The sequence below is a fragment of the Pseudomonas sp. NPDC012596 genome (genome assembly GCF_042902325.1).
Classification (GTDB): domain Bacteria; phylum Pseudomonadota; class Gammaproteobacteria; order Pseudomonadales; family Pseudomonadaceae; genus Aquipseudomonas.
Map to the genome: position 1 here is coordinate 165295 of NZ_JBIBEB010000012.1, position 17022 is coordinate 182316.

Annotated in this window: 12 protein-coding genes; 4 read left to right on the plus strand and 8 right to left on the minus strand. The window is 64.8% G+C overall.

Annotated elements, in window-relative coordinates; genetic code table 11:
• The first annotated feature begins 283 nt into the window (after positions 1 to 283).
• Genes ptsP through ACFY68_RS16390 form a run of 3 tightly spaced genes read left to right on the plus strand, consistent with a single transcriptional unit; the run spans position 284 to position 5820 of the window.
• The gene (gene ptsP / locus ACFY68_RS16380) at positions 284 to 3136 is read left to right on the plus strand and encodes a phosphoenolpyruvate--protein phosphotransferase (protein ID WP_387529193.1); all 2853 of its coding nucleotides are present in this window, start codon (positions 284 to 286) and stop codon (positions 3134 to 3136) included.
• A complete protein-coding gene (gene pfkB, locus ACFY68_RS16385) occupies positions 3137 to 4084 on the plus strand; it encodes a 1-phosphofructokinase (protein ID WP_387529196.1) in 948 nt (315 codons plus the stop codon).
• Positions 4081 to 5820, plus strand: a complete 1740-nt coding sequence (locus ACFY68_RS16390) for a PTS fructose-like transporter subunit IIB (protein ID WP_387529199.1) — start codon at positions 4081 to 4083, stop codon at positions 5818 to 5820. Before pfkB ends, ACFY68_RS16390 begins: the two co-directional genes overlap by 4 nt.
• Positions 5821 to 5949: 129 nt before the next feature.
• Here ACFY68_RS16390 and ACFY68_RS16395 read toward each other — a convergent pair whose 3' ends face one another.
• Positions 5950 to 6171 carry a DUF3820 family protein gene (locus ACFY68_RS16395; RefSeq protein ID WP_387529225.1) on the minus strand — a complete coding sequence of 74 codons (222 nt, stop codon included), beginning with the start codon at positions 6169 to 6171 and terminating at the stop codon, positions 5950 to 5952.
• Positions 6172 to 6371: 200 nt separating this feature from the next.
• Here ACFY68_RS16395 and ACFY68_RS16400 point away from each other — a divergent pair, with 200 nt between their 5' ends.
• Positions 6372 to 6848: a PA2169 family four-helix-bundle protein gene (locus ACFY68_RS16400; RefSeq protein ID WP_346614954.1), complete on the plus strand. Its 477-nt coding sequence runs from the start codon at positions 6372 to 6374 to the stop codon at positions 6846 to 6848.
• Here ACFY68_RS16400 and ACFY68_RS16405 read toward each other — a convergent pair.
• The 7 genes from ACFY68_RS16405 to ACFY68_RS16435 form a co-directional block, all read right to left on the minus strand.
• Positions 6845 to 8341, minus strand: a complete 1497-nt coding sequence (locus ACFY68_RS16405) for a diguanylate cyclase (protein WP_387529202.1) — start codon at positions 8339 to 8341, stop codon at positions 6845 to 6847. The two genes, ACFY68_RS16400 and ACFY68_RS16405, sit on opposite strands and share 4 nt — an antisense overlap.
• Positions 8342 to 8511: 170 nt before the next feature.
• Positions 8512 to 9846 (minus strand): OprD family porin, encoded by a 1335-nt coding sequence (locus ACFY68_RS16410; RefSeq protein WP_387529205.1) that lies wholly within the window; start codon positions 9844 to 9846, stop codon positions 8512 to 8514.
• A gap of 204 nt (positions 9847 to 10050) precedes the next feature.
• A complete protein-coding gene (locus ACFY68_RS16415; RefSeq protein WP_346614957.1) occupies positions 10051 to 10272 on the minus strand; it encodes a hypothetical protein in 222 nt (73 codons plus the stop codon).
• Positions 10273 to 10403: 131 nt separating this feature from the next.
• Positions 10404 to 11816: a heavy metal sensor histidine kinase gene (locus tag ACFY68_RS16420; protein WP_387529209.1), complete on the minus strand. Its 1413-nt coding sequence runs from the start codon at positions 11814 to 11816 to the stop codon at positions 10404 to 10406.
• On the minus strand, positions 11791 to 12465 hold the full coding sequence (locus ACFY68_RS16425) for a heavy metal response regulator transcription factor (RefSeq protein WP_346614959.1): 675 nt from the start codon (positions 12463 to 12465) through the stop codon (positions 11791 to 11793). Before ACFY68_RS16425 ends, ACFY68_RS16420 begins: the two co-directional genes overlap by 26 nt.
• A gap of 9 nt (positions 12466 to 12474) precedes the next feature.
• Entirely contained in the window at positions 12475 to 15567 is a 3093-nt protein-coding gene (locus ACFY68_RS16430) for a multidrug efflux RND transporter permease subunit (protein ID WP_387529213.1), read from the minus strand.
• Positions 15564 to 16727 carry an efflux RND transporter periplasmic adaptor subunit gene (locus ACFY68_RS16435; RefSeq protein WP_387529216.1) on the minus strand — a complete coding sequence of 388 codons (1164 nt, stop codon included), beginning with the start codon at positions 16725 to 16727 and terminating at the stop codon, positions 15564 to 15566. The genes ACFY68_RS16430 and ACFY68_RS16435 overlap by 4 nt, the downstream gene beginning before the upstream one ends.
• Positions 16728 to 17022 lie beyond the last annotated feature (295 nt).

Sequence of the window (17022 nt, forward strand, 5' to 3'; positions counted from 1 at the left end):
TATTACCGGGGCTGGCTGTACAACCAGACCACGTAGTTTGACCCGGGCTGGCCGCCACGCGCAGACGACCATTGTCGCAATTGTCCGACAGGATGGGGCTTTTTCCCCGGAAGATTATCGAGTAACGTGGCCGCTTGGTCAGATTAAACGTTTCAGCTAGTAATTTTTCTGCCTCGATGGCCGTTTGTGCAAGGCCGTTGAACTGGCTGACTACGTGAATTTCACAACAATACCTCAGTACCCGGCGCAAAAGCGCACACCGGGGCTGCAAAAGGAGAAGGTCATGCTCGAGCTCGCCAATGAGCAGATAGCCATGGGCCAGACGGCCGCCGACAAGGCCGAGGCATTGCGCCTGCTGGCCGACCGACTGGTTGCCGACGGCCTGGTTGCCGAGGGGTATTTGCAAGGTTTGCAGGCGCGCGAGGCGCAAGGCTCGACGTTCCTTGGCCAGGGCATCGCCATCCCCCACGGCACCCCACAGACCCGCGACTTGGTCTATGCGACGGGCGTGCGCTTGTTGCAGTTCCCCGACGGTGTGGACTGGGGCGATGGCCAGGTCGTCTACCTGGCCATCGGTATTGCCGCACGCTCCGACGAACACTTGCGCCTGCTGCAGTTGCTGACCCGCGCCCTCGGCGAGACCGACCTGGCCGAGGCCCTGCGCCGCGCTAGCTCCGCCGAAGCGCTGCTCAAACTGCTTCAAGGCGCGCCACAGGCGCTGGCGCTCGATGCCCAGCTGGTAGGCCTGAACCTGCCCGCCGAAGATTTCGACGAGCTCGCCTGGCGCGGTGCCCGGCTGTTGCAGCGCGCGGGTTGCGTCGACAGTGGTTTTGCTGCCGTGCTGCAACAGGCCGAGCCACTGCCTCTGGGCGAAGGCCTGTGGTGGCTGCACAGTGAGCGCCAGGTCCGTCAGCCTGGCCTGGCTTTCATCACCCCGCAGCAGCCGCTGCGTTATCGCGACCAGCCCCTCAACGGCCTGTTCTGCCTGGCCAGCCTAGGTGCCGCTCACCAGGCGCTGTTGGAGCGCCTGTGCGAAGTGCTGATAGAAGGGCGCGGGCAGACGCTCTACCAGGCCACCAGCAGCCGTGCGGTCCTTGAAGTGCTGGGTGGTGAGGCTGCTCCCGACTGGCCCAGCGTGCGCATCGTACTGGCCAACCCGCATGGCCTGCATGCCCGCCCGGCGAAGATCCTTGCGCAGCTCGCCAAAGGTTTTGAGGGCGATATCCGCATACGCGTGCTGGACAGCGCGCAGCCGGCAGTCTCGGTCAAGAGCCTCAGCAAGCTGCTGAGCCTGGGTGCACGCCGTGGCCAGGAACTGGAACTGCTCGCCGAGCCTGCTATTGCCAGCGATGCCCTGCCGGCCTTGCTGGCAGCCATCGAGCAAGGCCTGGGCGAGGAAGTCGAACCCTTGCCGAAAACCGCTGCGCCGGTTGCCGCCATGCCTGTCGAGGTGCTTCAGGCGCCTGCCGCAGGCAGCCGTATCCAGGCCGTGGCTGCCGCCCCGGGGATTGCCAGTGGGCCGGCGCATGTCAGTGTCGAGCGTGACATCGACTACCCGTTGCGAGGCGAATCGCCGACCCAGGAGCGGCTCAAGCTGCGCCATGCGCTGGAGGCGGTGAATGCCGAGCTGCAGGCCTTGGTACAGCGCAGCGACAAGGCCATCGGCGAGATTTTCGTCACTCATCAGGAAATGCTCGCCGACCCGGCGCTGGCCGACGACGTCGAGCCGCGCCTGGCCCAGGGCGAGAGCGCTGCGGCTGCGTGGATGGCCGTCATCGAGGCGGCAGCGCGCCAGCAGGAAGCGCTGCACGATGCGCTGCTTGCCGAGCGTGCTGCCGACCTGCGCGACATCGGCCGCCGGGTGCTGGCGCAGCTGTGCGGTGTGCAGGCTCAGGCCGAGCCCGAGCAACCTTACGTGCTGGTGATGGGCGAGGTCGGGCCTTCCGATGTCGCCCGGCTGGATCCGGCGCGGGTCGCCGGTATCGTCACCGCTTATGGCGGCGCCACGGCGCACAGCGCGATCGTCGCGCGGGCCCTGGGCATCCCCGCAGTGGTCGGCGCTGGCGCCGGGATCTTGCTGCTGGAGCCGGGCACGCCACTGCTGCTCGACGGCCAGCGTGGTGCGGTCAGCGTTGCGCCAGCGGCGGACGAGTTGCAACGTGCCCTGGCCGAGCGCGACCAGCGCGAACAGCGCCTGCAGGCCGCCTGGGCCCAACGCCACGAACCGGCGGTCAGCCGCGATGGCCATGCCATCGAGGTGTTCGCCAACATCGGCGAGAGCAGCGGCATCGACAAGGTGGTGGAGCAGGGAGCCGAAGGCGTCGGCCTGCTGCGCACCGAGCTGATCTTCATGGCCCACCCACAGGCGCCCGACGTTGCCACCCAGGAAGCCGAGTACCGGCGGGTGCTCGACGGCCTGGGCGGCCGGCCGTTGGTGGTGCGTACCCTCGATGTGGGTGGCGACAAGCCGTTGCCTTACTGGCCGATCGCCGCCGAGGAAAACCCCTTCCTCGGTGTGCGTGGCGTGCGCCTGACCCTGCAGCGCCCGCAGATCATGGAAGACCAGTTGCGCGCCCTGCTGCGCGCCGCCGATCAACGGCCATTGCGGATCATGTTCCCCATGGTCGGCCAAGTGCATGAATGGCGTGAGGCGCGGGCAATGGTCGAGCGCCTGCGCGAGGAAATCCCGGTCGCCGACCTGCAACTCGGCATCATGGTCGAAGTGCCGTCCGCCGCCTTGCTGGCGCCGCAGCTGGCACGCGAAGTGGACTTCTTCAGCATCGGCACCAACGACCTGACCCAGTACACCCTGGCCATCGACCGCGGCCACCCGAGCCTGTCGGCCCAGGCCGACGGCCTGCACCCTGCGGTGCTGAACCTGATCGACATGACCGTGCGCGCCGCCCATGCCGAGGGCAAGTGGGTGGGCGTGTGCGGTGAACTGGCCGCCGACCCGCAGGCGGTGGCGGTGCTGCTGGGCCTGGATGTCGATGAGCTCAGCGTGGCTGCCCGCAGCATTGCCGAAGTCAAAGCCTTGGTGCGCCAGGCGGAATATCAGACGGCCCGCGCTCTGGCGCGCGAGGCCCTGCAACAGGACAGTGCCGCGGCGGTTCGCGCGCTGGTGGAGCGTTACTGAATGGCCAAGATCCTTACCCTTACCCTGAACCCGGCGCTGGACATCACCGTCAGCCTCGACGCCCTGCGCCCTGGGCACGTCAACCGTGCCCAGGAGCAGCACAGCCATGCCGCAGGCAAGGGCTTGAATGTCGCCCAGGTGCTGGCCGACCTGGGGCATGAAGTGACCGTCGCCGGCTTCCTTGGCCAGGACAACCTGCAGCCGTTCGAAGCGCTCATCGCATGGCGCGGCTTTGCCGACTGTTTCGTCCGGGTGCCGGGCGAAACCCGCAGCAACCTCAAACTGGTCGAGGCGGATGGCCGCGTGACCGATATAAACGGGCAAGGCCCAGACGTTGATGAAGCTGGCCGCGCCGCCCTGGCACGCCTGCTGGCGCAGGTAGCCCCCGGGCATGATGCGGTGGTGGTGGCCGGCAGCCTGCCGCGCGGGGTGAGCCCCGAGTGGTTTCGTCAGTTGCTCGGGCAGTTGAAGGCCCAAGGCCTCAAGGTTGCCCTCGACAGCAGTGGGGAGGCCCTGCGTGCCGGCCTGCAGAGCGCCCCTTGGCTGGTCAAGCCGAATACCGAAGAGTTGGGCGAGGTGCTGGGCGTCGCTGTCGCCAGCCCAGCCGAACAACTGGCAGCCGCACAGCAACTGCTGGCCACCGGGGTCGAGCACGTGGTGGTGTCTGCCGGCGAGCAGGGCGTCAGCTGGTTCGCCGCTGCCCAGGCGCTGCACGCCCAGCCGCCGCAGGTGCGGGTCGCCAGTACCGTGGGGGCGGGCGACTCGCTGGTGGCGGGTATGGTCCACGGCCTGTTGCTGGCCGAAGCGCCTGCACAAACCCTGCGCCGCGCCACCGCCATCGCCGCCCAGGCCGTGACCCAGGTCGGCTTCGGCATCCGCGACCGCGAACAATTGGCGCGGCTGGAAGCCGCCGTGCAACTGACAGAACAACAAGAGGGTTGCCGATGAACATTGCCATTGTCACCGCCTGCCCCAACGGCCAGGTGTCCAGCGTGCTGAGTGCCCGCCTGCTGGCGGCTGCGGCCCAGCGCCGTGGCTGGAGCACGAGCGTGGAAGTGCAGGATGCCGAGCATCCCGAACGGCAGCTGACGCCCGCGCAGATCGCCGATGCCGACTGGGTGCTGGTAATCAGCACCGGCCCGGTGGACCTGGTCCGTTTTACCGGCAAGCGCCTGTACCAGAGCACTCCGTCGCAAGCGCTGGCCGACCGTGAAGGCTTCCTCGACGAGGCAGCTGCCAAGGCCCAGGTACAGGCAGATACCGATCTCGCCGAGCCGCCGCTGGCCACGGCTGGGGTCAAGGTCGTCGCGGTCACCGCATGCCCGACCGGCGTCGCGCACACGTTCATGGCCGCCGAGGCCTTGCAGCAGGCTGCGCAACAGCTGGGCTACCAGCTCACTGTCGAGACCCAAGGCTCGGTCGGCGCACGCAACCCGCTGTCGGCGCAGGCCATCGCTGAAGCCGACGTGGTGCTGCTGGCGGCCGATATCGAAGTGCCCACTGCCCGTTTTACCGGTAAACGCATCTACCGCTGCGGCACCGGCATCGCCCTCAAGCAGGCGCGTGCCACGCTGGACAAGGCCCTGGCCGAGGCCAAGGTGGAAAGCGCAGGTGATAGCGCGGCCGCTAACAGCGCTGGCAAGCCTGAGAAGACCGGTGTGTACAAACACTTGCTGACCGGCGTTTCGTTCATGTTGCCGATGGTGGTGGCGGGCGGCTTGCTGATCGCCTTGTCGTTCGTATTCGGTATCGAAGCCTACAAGGAGCCGGGCACCTTGCCGGCCGCGCTGATGCAGATCGGCGGGGAGGCGGCATTCAAGCTGATGGTGCCGCTGCTGGCAGGTTACATCGCCTGGTCCATCGCCGACCGCCCGGGCCTGGCCCCGGGCATGATCGGTGGCCTGCTGGCCAGCACCTTGGGGGCTGGCTTCATCGGCGGTATCGTCGCGGGCTTTCTGGCCGGCTACAGCGCCAAGGCGATCGCCCGCTGGGCGCGCTTGCCGAGCAGCCTCGAGGCACTCAAGCCGATCCTGATCATTCCGCTGCTGGCCAGCCTGTTCACGGGCCTTGTGATGATCTACGTGGTTGGCCAGCCGGTGGCGGCCATGCTCGTAGGCCTCACCCAGTTTCTCGACAGCATGGGCACGACCAACGCCATCCTTCTCGGGCTGCTGTTGGGCGGCATGATGTGCGTTGACCTGGGCGGGCCGATCAACAAGGCAGCCTATGCGTTTTCGGTCGGGCTGCTGGCATCATCGAGCTACGCGCCGATGGCGGCGACCATGGCTGCGGGTATGGTGCCGCCAATCGGCCTGGGTATCGCCACCTTCCTGGCCCGCCGCAAGTTCGCCCAGAGCGAGCGCGAGGCAGGCAAGGCGGCATTGGCGCTGGGGCTGTGCTTTATCTCGGAAGGGGCAATCCCCTTCGCCGCAAAAGACCCGTTGCGGGTGATCCCGGCGAGCATCGCCGGTGGCGCGTTGACCGGCGCACTGTCGATGTATTTCGGCTGCAAGCTGATGGCGCCGCATGGCGGCTTGTTCGTGCTGTTGATCCCCAACGCCATCAACCATGCGTTGCTGTACCTGCTGGCGATCGTCGCGGGCAGCCTGGTGACGGCTGTGGTGTATGCGGTTATCAAGAAAAGTGAGCAGGTTGAGCTGGCGGTGGCGCCGGTCAAGGGCTGAAGCAGTCTAGGGGTACCACTGGCCTCATCGCCGGCAAGCCGGCTCCCACACAGTTACCCACTGTTCTTTAGGCAGGTGGCGTATCTGTGGGAGTCGGCTTGCCGGCGATAGGGCCGAAACAGGTGCCCGCTACCGCCTATGCTTGTGCCGCAACGGCACCAGCAAATCCCCCAGCCCGTTGTGATCCACTTCGTGCATCAAGGCCAACAACCCACCTAGCTCACCCGCCGGGAATCCCTTGCGGGCGAACCATGCCAGGTAGTCACCCGGCAGGTCGGCAATGATCCGCCCCTGATACTTGCCGAAGGGCATGGTGCGGATGACCAAGAGTTCGAGTGTTTCCGGTTTCATCGGCAGCGCCTGGCAATGGAAGTGCGCCGACCATACTGCAATCTGCACGAGCGCCCAAGCGGCAATCATGCAGAACACCGTTTTCCGACCTTGGGCTTTTACCTGCAAGCCATTGATTTATAAAGGTTATTTTTAATTTAAGAATTTGGCACGAAGGCTGCTCCTGTTTACATGACTATCACCTGCCAAGGAGTTTCGCCATGAGCAATCCCAACAAAGACGTGATCGACGTACTCAACGACCTGATCGAGTACAGCAAGGACGGCGAGAAGGGTTTCAAGGCTTCGGCCGATGACGTGAAAAACCCCGAGCTGAAAGCGTTCTTCGTGCAGCGTGCCGGCGAATGCGCCAATGCTGCAGGCGAACTGCAGAGTGAAGTGCGTCGCCTGGGCGGTGACCCGGAAACCTCCACCAGCATCAGCGGTGATCTGCACCGTGGCTGGGTCAACCTCAAGTCGATGGTTACCGGCAAGGACGAAGAAGCGGTGCTCAACGAAGTTGAGCGCGGTGAGGACCATGCCCTCAAAGCCTACAAGGAAGCCCGCGAGAAACTGGTCAAGCTGGGCCGCTCGGTGTCTGACCCAAGCTATGCGGTGGTAGAGAAACAGCTGCAAGGCGTACAACGCAACCATGACCAGGTGAAGGCACTGCGCAACGCCGCACGCGCCCGCTCCTAATCAGCAGGGCCCTCTACCCGGTTGCGGCCATTGGCCTTGGCCCGGTAGAGGGCTTCGTCCGCGGCACTCAACACCCTGGCCAGGTCGTGTTGAGTGCCAGGGATGTAGACGCCAATGCCGATACTCACGGTGACCGAACGGGCATCATCGGCAAACGGCGCCAAGTCCTCCACGCTGGCACGAATACGCTCCGCCAGCAGTAGCGCGCCGGCCGCTTCAGTCTCCGGCAATATCACCTGAAACTCCTCCCCACCGTAGCGTGCTGCCAGGTCCGCCGGGCGCCGTATGCAGTGTTCGATTGCCTTGGCCACTTCGCGCAACGCGTGGTCACCACCAGCGTGGCCATGGCGCTGGTTGAACGCCTTGAAATGATCGATATCCACCATCAGCACCGCCAAGGGCTTGCGGTTGCGTTGCGCGCGCGCCCATTCCAGGCGCAGTACATGGTCGAGCCGACGGCGGTTGGCCAAGCCGGTCAGGCTGTCGGTGGCGGCCAGGGTAGCGAGGCCCTGTTCCGCTTCATGGCGGCGGCGCAGCTCGCGGCCCAGCAGTAGGCTCAGCCAGAGAATGCCAATGCACAGCACGCCTGTGGCTACGCTGACCAGAATCGCCGTGCGCCGCCAGGATTCGAACACCTCATCGGCGGAGTGAACCACCATCACGATCAGCGGCAGGTCGGCAACGCGGGAAAACGTATAGACGCGCTGGGTTCTGCTGTTGCTCGAACGCGCGGTGAAGCTGCCGCTGTGTTCGTTGAGCACGCGCTTGAAATTCGGCCGCTCGCTGTAGTTGCTGCCGATCATCGGGTCTTGTGCGCGCGAGGGTTGGCGGGCGAGCAACTGGCCGCTGGTGTTGAACAGGTTGATGCTGCTCTCCTGGCCGATGTCCAGGCGTTGAAACAGCTCGCTGAAATAGGACAACCGCAATGCGCCTGCGGCCAGCCCGGCGAATTCGCCGTTGGCACCGGAGATACGCCGGCTGAAGCTGATGCACCAGTCCAGGTCGCCAAGCCTGGCCCTGAACGGCGGGCCGACCAGCAGGCCGAGGTTGGGGTTGTGCAGGTGCGCCTGGAACACCCCGGTGTCGGCGAAGTTGGCCTTGCGCGGCACGCTGCTGGTGGAGTCGCCCACCACGTCGCCTTGCTTGTCGAGCCACAGCACGTCGCCGCGCTTCTTGTCCACGAAGGCTTCATTGAACAAAAGGCGCTGGCGCAATGGGCCGGGTATTTCCGGCAGTTCCTTGCGCCCGACCGCCCAGATCAAACCCTGCAAGGACTGATCGTAAAGCTCGGCATTGCGCAAGATATCGCTTTCGATCAGCTGGACAATGTTGTTCGAAGCGCGGATGGCCGACTGCTCGACACTGTCGCGCTCGCGTGCCAGCAGGTAGCTGACGATGGCCACGATAGCGAGCACGGCGAGGCAACTGCCCAGGTTGAGGATCAGCTCGGGGTGCGACCTGTAGAGTGCGAGACGCGGTAATCGAGTGGGCATGCGCGCTACTGCTGAGGCAGGGCCATTTGCGGCGGGCGACATTCTAGGGAAGTGGTGATTGTCGGACAAGATTTGTCCGACGGAATCGCGCTGATCGCAGGCCGCCGCTGGCCCGGTGGGCGCTGGCTTGCCGGCGAAACGGGGGCAAAGCCCCCGCCTGCGATCTCAGATCAGAACACGTTCAGCGGGTAATCGACGATCACCCGCAGTTCGTCGTTGTCGCTGTTGCTGTCGATCGATGCATAGCCCTGGCTGCCACGGTGGGCGGCGTAGCGCACCAGCACCGACAGGTCCTTGAAGTCGCCTTCCTGGAACACGTACTTCACGTCCAGGTCACGCTCCCAGTGTGTGGCGTTCTTGCCATCGGCGCGGTAGTAGTCGTAGTGGGTGTTGTTCTGATCGGCCTTGGTCAGGTCCGCCTCGCCGCGCGAGTACGACACGGTGGTGCTCAGGCCCGGTACGCCGACACCGGCGAAGTTGTACTCGTATTGCAGCTTCCACGAACGTTCGTTGGGTGCGTTGAAGTCCGAGTACATGCGCGAGTTGTCCAGGTACACGCTGTCGCCAAGGTTGATGTAATCGAACGGCGTGTCGCCGTTGACGCGCTGGTAGGCGGCGGTGATGCTGTGATAACCGGCGTTGACGGTGAAGTGCAGGCTGTAGGTGTTGTTGTCGATCTTGCCCAGCAGCGCCTGGCCGGTGTCCTGGGTATGGTAGAAGTGCACGCCCGGGTTCAGGCTGACCATGTCGTTGACCACGTAGGTGTAGTCGAAGTCAGCGTAATACTGGTTCCAGATGTCCTTCAGCTCGGCGGCGTACAGGTTGGTGGTGATGTTCTCGGTACCGCTCCACGACGCGCCCGCCCAGTTCAGGTGCTTGCTCTTGTCGTGTTCGTCCAGCGACCCGTAATAGGTGTCGATACGGCGGTGGCCACTCTGGTTGTACGGCTTGGTGAAACTCACCTGGCCGCCTTCGAGCAGTAGGCCATCGACGCTGGTGTTGGTCAGGCTTACGCCGCGGAAGGTTTGCGGCAGCATGCGGGTTTCACCGCCGGCGATCACCGGGTTGGTGAGGAACAGGTCGCCGGCCTTGAGCTCGGTGTCGAACGCCTTGAGCTTGACCGCTGCGCCGGCAGTGGAGAACGAGTGCGGGGCCGCGCCCAGTTCACCGTCATCTTTCACGTGCTCGGGCAGAATGCTGGTGCCGGCATAGCCACCACCGCCGTCGAGCTTCAGGCCCAGCATAGCGTGGGCATCGAGCCCGAAGCCGACCACGCCTGGCGTGTAGCCGGACTCGAAACGCGCAACCGCACCCTGGCCCCACTCGCGCTTGTCGCGCACGCCAGCATTGAGGTTGTTGCGGTTGAAGTAGGCATTGCGAAAATGCAGGTTGAAGGATGAGCCTTCGATGAAGCCATCAGCCTTGTCTTCATCTGCCTGGGCGGCGAAGGGCATCGTTGCAGTCAATGCAATGAACAACGGGGTAAAACGGAACGCGGAAGGCACCGGTACTAGCTCCTTTGGTCTGACGGTGTGGCAGTTTTTATTTTTGAATGTGCAACTTTCTTGTTAGAGACGTAACGGCCGGGCTGATCGTTAAAGCACATAAAAAAAGCCGCTGATTGGCAGCGGCTTTAAAAGGCTAACATATCGGCACCGGTGGTGCCCATGGCATAGCCGAGGGAAAACGGGAGCGGTAGCGGCGCGCGATCAGCTGTCGGCATTAACGTCGCTGGAGACTTTCGAAGCTGTCTGTTCTGCGTCTTTGCCTGCGTCAGCCTGGTGTGCGACGGCCTCGCGGGCTTCTTGGTGAACAGCTGCAAGTTCTGCATTACGGGCAACGAAAGCCGGGGATTCTTCGGCCATGGCCAGGGGCGACAACAACAGGGAAGACAGAACGAAAACGCTGGCAATACCCATACTGTTGGACATTTGAAACTACCTTCTTGCGCGGGCAAGTGCTAATGAGGACAGGGCTAAAGTTAGTCTCTTCAGCGCCTGGGAAACAGCACCCGGCGCGATAAGCACTGTTGCGCAAAAGGTAACGATTGTGGGGGAAATACTCAGGCTTTTGCCGCTAACCTGCGTGCTTGAGCGTTCGGCAGGCGAATACCGAACGTGTTGGCACCCGCCTCGCTACGCACAAACACCTCCCCGCCATGCATCAATGCAATCGCCTTGACGATCGCCAAGCCCAACCCATGGTTGCTGCCACCACTGTTGCTGCGCGCGGCATCCACCCGATAGAACCGCTCGAACAGCAGCGGCAGGTGCTGGTCATCGATCGCCGGCCCTGGGTTGCTCACGGCAATGCTCACCTGCTCCGGTCCGTTGTCGATATGCACCCGGATCACCTGGTTCGGCGCCGTGTGCTGCACGGCGTTGTTCAGCAAGTTGATCAGCGCACGGCGCAGCTGGGCTTTCTCGATGGGGGCCTGGGCGTCGCCGCTGACGCTGACGCTGACCTGGGCGTCTTCGAGGATGTAGTCGAGGTAGTCGAGGGTGGTTGCCACTTCTTCGGCCAGTGATGCCTGGGTCAGGGCGGTGGCCTTGCTGCCTTGGTCGGCGCTGGCGAGGAACAGCATGTCGTTGATGATGCTGCGCAGGCGTTCCAGTTCTTCCAGGTTCGACTGCAGCACTTCGAAATAGTGTTCGGCGCTGCGGCCACGGGTGAGGGCGACCTGGGTCTGGCCGATCAGGTTGGTCAGCGGCGAGCGCAGTTCGTGGGCGACATCGGCGTTGAAGGCCTCCAAACGCGAATAGGCGTGGCTGACCCGGTCCAGCGCGGCATTGAAGGCGCCGGCAAACTGCGCCAGTTCCGGTGCCAGGTCGACGGTCTGCAAGCGGCCGTTCAGGCGTGGCGGGGCCAGGGCCTGGGCTTCATTGGACAGCGCCAGCAGCGGGCGCAGGCCGATGCGGGCTACCCAGTAGCCAAGGATCGAGGCCAGCAGGACGCCGAGCACTGCCAAGCCGACGATGGCCACCAGCAGGCTGTGTTGGGCCTGCCAGAAAGTTTCGGTGTCGATGGCGATCAGAAACCGCACGGCCGGGCGCTCGCCCAGGGCCGGTAGCTCGCTGACCAGCACTTTGTAGGGGTACAGGTGGTCGGGCAGGTGCAGGTCGCGCATGCCCGTCGGGCCTTCGGCAAAGGCGCGCACCCGTTCGCTGGTGTGGCCATATTCGAAGGCCGGGTTGCTGCCGACCACCCAGAAGCGGATGCGCTTGTCTTCTTCGCTGAGCAGGTTGAGCTTGTTGCTGACCTTCGCCCAGTGTTCGGCCGTGCCAAAGCGGTTGAGGGTGGATTCGAGCACGCTGTAGCGCGCATCCAGCTCGGCCGCCGGCAGCAGGTCGAGGCTGCGGTCGACCTGGCGGTACAGCGCCGAGCCGATCAGCAGGAACACGCCCAGCGCTACCAGGATGAACAGCGCCGACAGGCGCAGTGCGATGGAGTTAACCGGCACGGTTTTCCAGGACATAGCCCATGCCTCGGATGGTATGCAGCAGCTTGTTGTCGAACGGCCCGTCGAGCTTGGCGCGCAGGCGCTTGATCGCCACTTCGACGACATTGGCGTCGCTGTCGAAATTGATGTCCCAGACCAGCTCGGCGATGGCCGTCTTCGAAAGGATTTCGCCCTGGCGCCGGGCCAGCACGCTGAGCAGCGAGAACTCCTTGGCGGTCAGCTCCAGGCGCTGGCCGGCACGGCTGGCCTTGCGCGCCATAAGGTCGATCCACAGGTCGCCCACCTGCACCTGCAGCGGCTCATGGCTGCTGCTGCGGCGGGTCAGGGCCTGCAGCCGGGCGACCAGTTCGAGGAAGGAGAACGGCTTGCCCAGGTAGTCGTCGGCGCCTTCGCGCAGGCCGTGGATGCGGTCTTCGACGCGCTCGCGGGCGGTGAGCATGATCACCGGCGTCTGCTTGCGGGCCCGCAGCGCGCGCAGCACGCCATAGCCATCCAGCCCCGGCAGCATCACATCGAGCACGATCACCGCATAGTCGCCTTCCAGCGCCAGATGCAGGCCGTCGATGCCGTCGCGCGCGAGGTCAACGGTAAAGCCCTGCTCGCTCAGGCCGCGATGCAGATAGTCGGCGGTTTTCTCTTCATCTTCGATGATCAGCACGCGCATGGTCTTGTCTCAGTGGGTACTTGGCGCTGCCGCCGGTGCGGCCTGGCGGCGGTGGAACAGGCGCTCCAGGGCCAAGTATATGACCGGGGTGGTGAACAGCGTCAGGGCCTGGCTCACCAGCAGCCCGCCGACCACCGCGATGCCCAACGGCTGGCGCAGCTCAGAGCCGGTGCCGAAGCCGAACATCAGCGGCACCGCGCCCAGCAGTGCCGCCAGGGTGGTCATGATGATCGGGCGGAAGCGCACCAGGCATGCCTGGCGGATCGCCTGCTCGGGCGTCATGCCGTGGTGGCGCTGGGCTTCGAGGGCGAAGTCGATCAGCAGGATGCCGTTTTTCTTGACGATGCCGATCAGCAGCACCACGCCGATCAGCCCCATGATGCTGAAGTCTTGCCCGCTGGCCCAGAGCAGAATGATCGCGCCCAGGCCGGCGGAGGGCAGGGTGGAAATGATGGTCAGCGGGTGGACGAAGCTCTCGTAGAGCACGCCGAGGATGATGTAGACCGCAACCAATGCGGCGAGGATCAGGTACGGCTGGCTCGACAGCGAGCTCTGAAACGCTTGTGCGGCGCCTTGGAAGTTGCCGGCGATGGAGTCGGGCATGCCCAGCTCGCGCTGGGTGCGCTCGAGTATCTGCACCGCATCGCCCAGGGCTACGCCGGGGGCCAGGTTGAACGACAGGTTGGCGGCCGGGAACAAGCCATCATGGCTGATCGAAAGCGGCCCGGTGCTGGGCGCCGCGACATGCGCCAAGGCCGACAGCGGCACCATCTCGTTGGTCAGTGGCGAGCGCAGGTAGAAGAAGTTCAGGCTTTCGGCCTTGCCGCGTTGCTGGGCGTCCAGTTCGAGGATGACCTTGTACTGGTTGGTCTCGGTCTGGAATTCGCTGATCTGCCGCTGGCCGAAGGCGTCGTACAGCGCCTGGTCGACGTCGGTGGTGGTCAGGCCGAAACGCGCCGCAGCCTGGCGGTCGATGTCGATGCGGGTGACGCTGGCGCCCAGTTGCAGGTCGTTGGACAGGTCGCGCAACGCCGGGTTTTCGCGCAGGCGGTCGGTCAGGCGCTGTGTCCACAGGTTGAGCGCGACGCCGTCGTTGCTCTTGAGCACGTACTGGTACTGGGTGCGCGAGGGGCCGGAGCTGAGGTTGATGTCCTGGCCGGCGCGCATGTAAAGGACGATACCCGGCACCTGGGCGAGCTGCGGGCGAATGCGGTCAATCCATTCGCTTGCCGACACATCCCGCTCGCCGCGTGGTTTCAGCGAGATCCAGAAGCGGCCGTTGGCGATGGTCTGGTTGCTGCCGGTGACCCCGACCGAGTGCGAATAGGCGCGCACGGCAGGGTCGTTGCCGATGATCTTGGCCAACGCCTGGTGCTTCTCGATCATCGACGGGTATGAAACGTCCGCGGCAGCTTCGCTGGTGCCGAGGATGAAGCCGGTGTCCTGCAGCGGGAAGAAGCCTTTGGGAATGCCGACGTAGCCGGCGACTGCCAGCGCCAGAGTGATGCCGAACACGCCGAGGGTCATGCGCCGGTGGGCCAGTGCGCGGTCCAGGCCTTTTTCGTACCAACCCAGCAGGCGCGGGCCGAAGCCCCCCTCGTGTTCGCCAGGCGGGCGGCGCATGAGCAGTGCCGAAAGGGTAGGCGCCAGCGTCAACGACACCACCACCGAAATCAGGATGGTCGCCGTGGCCGTCAGGGCGAACTCCTTGAACAGCCGGCCGACCACGCCGCCCATGAACAGCAGCGGAATGAACGCGGCGATCAGCGAGAAGCTGATCGACACTACCGTGAAGCCGATTTCGCCGGCGCCCTTCAGTGCTGCCGTGCGGCTGTCGTCGCCGGCCTCCAGGTGGCGGTGGATGTTCTCGACCACCACAATCGCGTCATCCACCACGAAGCCTACTGCGATGACGATGGCCACCAGCGTCAGGTTGTTGAGGCTGAAGCCCATCACGTACATCAGTGCGCAGGTGGCGATCAACGACACACCCAGCACGCTCGACACGATGAAGGTGGCCGACCATTGGCGCAGGAACAGCGCCATTACCCCAATCACCAGCGCAACGGCGATCATCAGGGTCAGTTCTACCTCGTGCAGGGAGCTGCGGATGGTCTGGGTGCGGTCCTGCAGCACTGACACTTCAACCGAAGCTGGCAGCATCTCTTGCAGGCGCGGCAGGGCGTCGAGCACCCGGTCCACGGTGTCGACGATATTGGCCCCAGGCTGGCGGAAGATCACCAGGTTGAGCCCCGGCTGGTCGCCGGACCAGGCTTTGACGTAGGCATTCTCGGCGCCGTTGATCACCTTGGCCACGTCCTTGAGGTGCACCGGCGCGCCATTGCGGTAACTGACGATCAGCTGTGCGTAGTCGTCGGGGTGAAACAACTGGTCGTTGGCGGCGATGGTCGACACGCTGTGCTCGCCATAAAACGCGCCTTTGGCCAGGTTCAGGCTGGTCTGCTGGATGGCCTGGCGCACGTCGGCCAAGGTCAGGCCGATGGCTGCGAGCTTCTCGGGCTGTGCCTGCACCCGTATCGCCGGGCGCAGTTGCCCGGTGATGTTGACCAGGCCGACCCCGTCGATCTGGCTGAGCTGTCGCGCCAGCAGGGTTTCGGCGTAGTCGCTGAGCTCGTTGCCGGGCATCTGCGCAGAGCTGACGGTCAGGATCACCACCGGGCTGTCGGCCGGATTGACCTTGCGCCAGGTGGGCGGGCTGGGCAAGTCCTGGGGCAGGCGGGCGGTGGCAGTGTTGATCGCCGCCTGGACTTCCTGGGCCGCGGTGTCGATGTTCTTGTCGAGGGTGAACTGCAGGATCAGCGTGGTCGAGCCCAGCGCGCTGCTGCTGGTCATCTGGGTCATGCCGGGGATGGCGCTGAACTGCACCTCAAGCGGTGTGGCCACCGATGAGGCCATGGTCTCGGGGCTGGCACCAGGCAGTTGGGCGGTCACCTGGATGGTTGGGAAGTCGGCCTCGGGCAGGGGGGCCACCGGCAGGCGCGGGAACGCAATGGCGCCCAGCAGCACCAGGGCGAAGGTCAGCAGCAGGGTGGCGATGGGGTGGTCGATGCACCAGGCCGAAACGCCGTTGCGGGTGTTCATGGCTGGCTCCTGCGGTCGGCCATTTCGGCTGGGGCGGGCGCGTCCGGGGTGATCTCGATCGTGGCGCCGGGCTTGAGCCGCGACTGGCCATCGAGTACCAACTGATCACCGGCCTTGACCCCGGCGACGATGTTCAGCGTGCTGTCCTGGTACAGCACCTTGACCGGCACGCTGGTCACCTTGTCGCCGTCCACGCGGTAGACGAAGTGGCCATCGATGCTGCGCTGCACCACCGTGGGGGGCACCACCAGGGCGTTTTCATCAATTGCCGTGCGCAAGCGCAGGGTCACCAGTTGCCCTGGCCACAGGCGACCGTCCTTGTTGGCGAACTCGGCCTTGACCCGTACCGTGCCGGTGTTGGCCGAAATCTGGTTGTCGATCAGCGCCAGGTGGCCCTCACCGAGCAGGTTGCGTTCGCCATCGGCGTCCATGTAGGCCTGCACCAGTGCCGGTGTGGGTGCCTTGAGCAGGGTTTGCAGGGTGGGCAGCATCTGCTGCGGCAGCGAGAACTCGACCGCAATCGGGTCGATCTGGGTCACGCTGAACAGGCCTTGGGTATCGCTGATGCGTACCAGGTTACCGGGGTCGATATTGCGGATGCCGACACGCCCGGTGACCGGTGAGCGGATCTGCGTGTAGGAAAGCTGCACTTCGGCATTGGCGATGGCGGCCTGGTTGCCTTTGACCGTGGCCTGCAATTGGTTCACCAGCGCCTGCTGCTGGTCGAGGGTCTGCTTGGATATGCCGTCATCGGTGCTGAGCAGGCGGTAGCGCTTGAGGTCGACGCCGGCCACCTGGATCTGAGCCTGGCTTTGGCCGAGCTGGGCACGGGCCTGGTCGAGGCTGGCACGGATGCTGCGGTCGTCGAGGGTGGCGAGCAGGTCACCCTGCTTGACCCACTGACCTTCCTTGACCAATACCTGGGTCAGTATTCCCTCGACCTGCGGGCGAACCTCGACGCTGTGCAGCGACAGCACCGAGCCGATGGCGCTGGCGAAGCGCGGGACGTCCTGCTCGGCGACACTGACCACGCGCACCGGGATGGCGGCTTGCGCGCGGGGGGCTGGCGCCTCGTGGCGCTGGCCGTACCAGATGGCCAGTGCTACCAGGGCCAGTAGTGCCAAGCCGGCGAGAAGGAGAGAGCGGGAAGGACGTCGCATCGGTGCGGGCACCTTGGCCAAGGGGATGGGAAACGTTTGTCGGTACTCAAACTTATAGCCCCCGTACCGGGTCGGCAGCGTGACCGCTGGCTGACAGGGCTGACAGGTTGGTGCCACGCGCTTGCCTCGGAATCTTCAGCGCCCTTGAGATCGAGCGCCGCCCGCGCGGCGCTTCGCGAAGCGCATGCCTTGGAATCTTCAGCGCCTTTGAGATCGAGCGCCGCCCGCGCGGCGCTTCGCGGGGCAAGCCCGCTCCCACATTTGTTGCAACGTGCCATGGCCTGATAGGCCATAG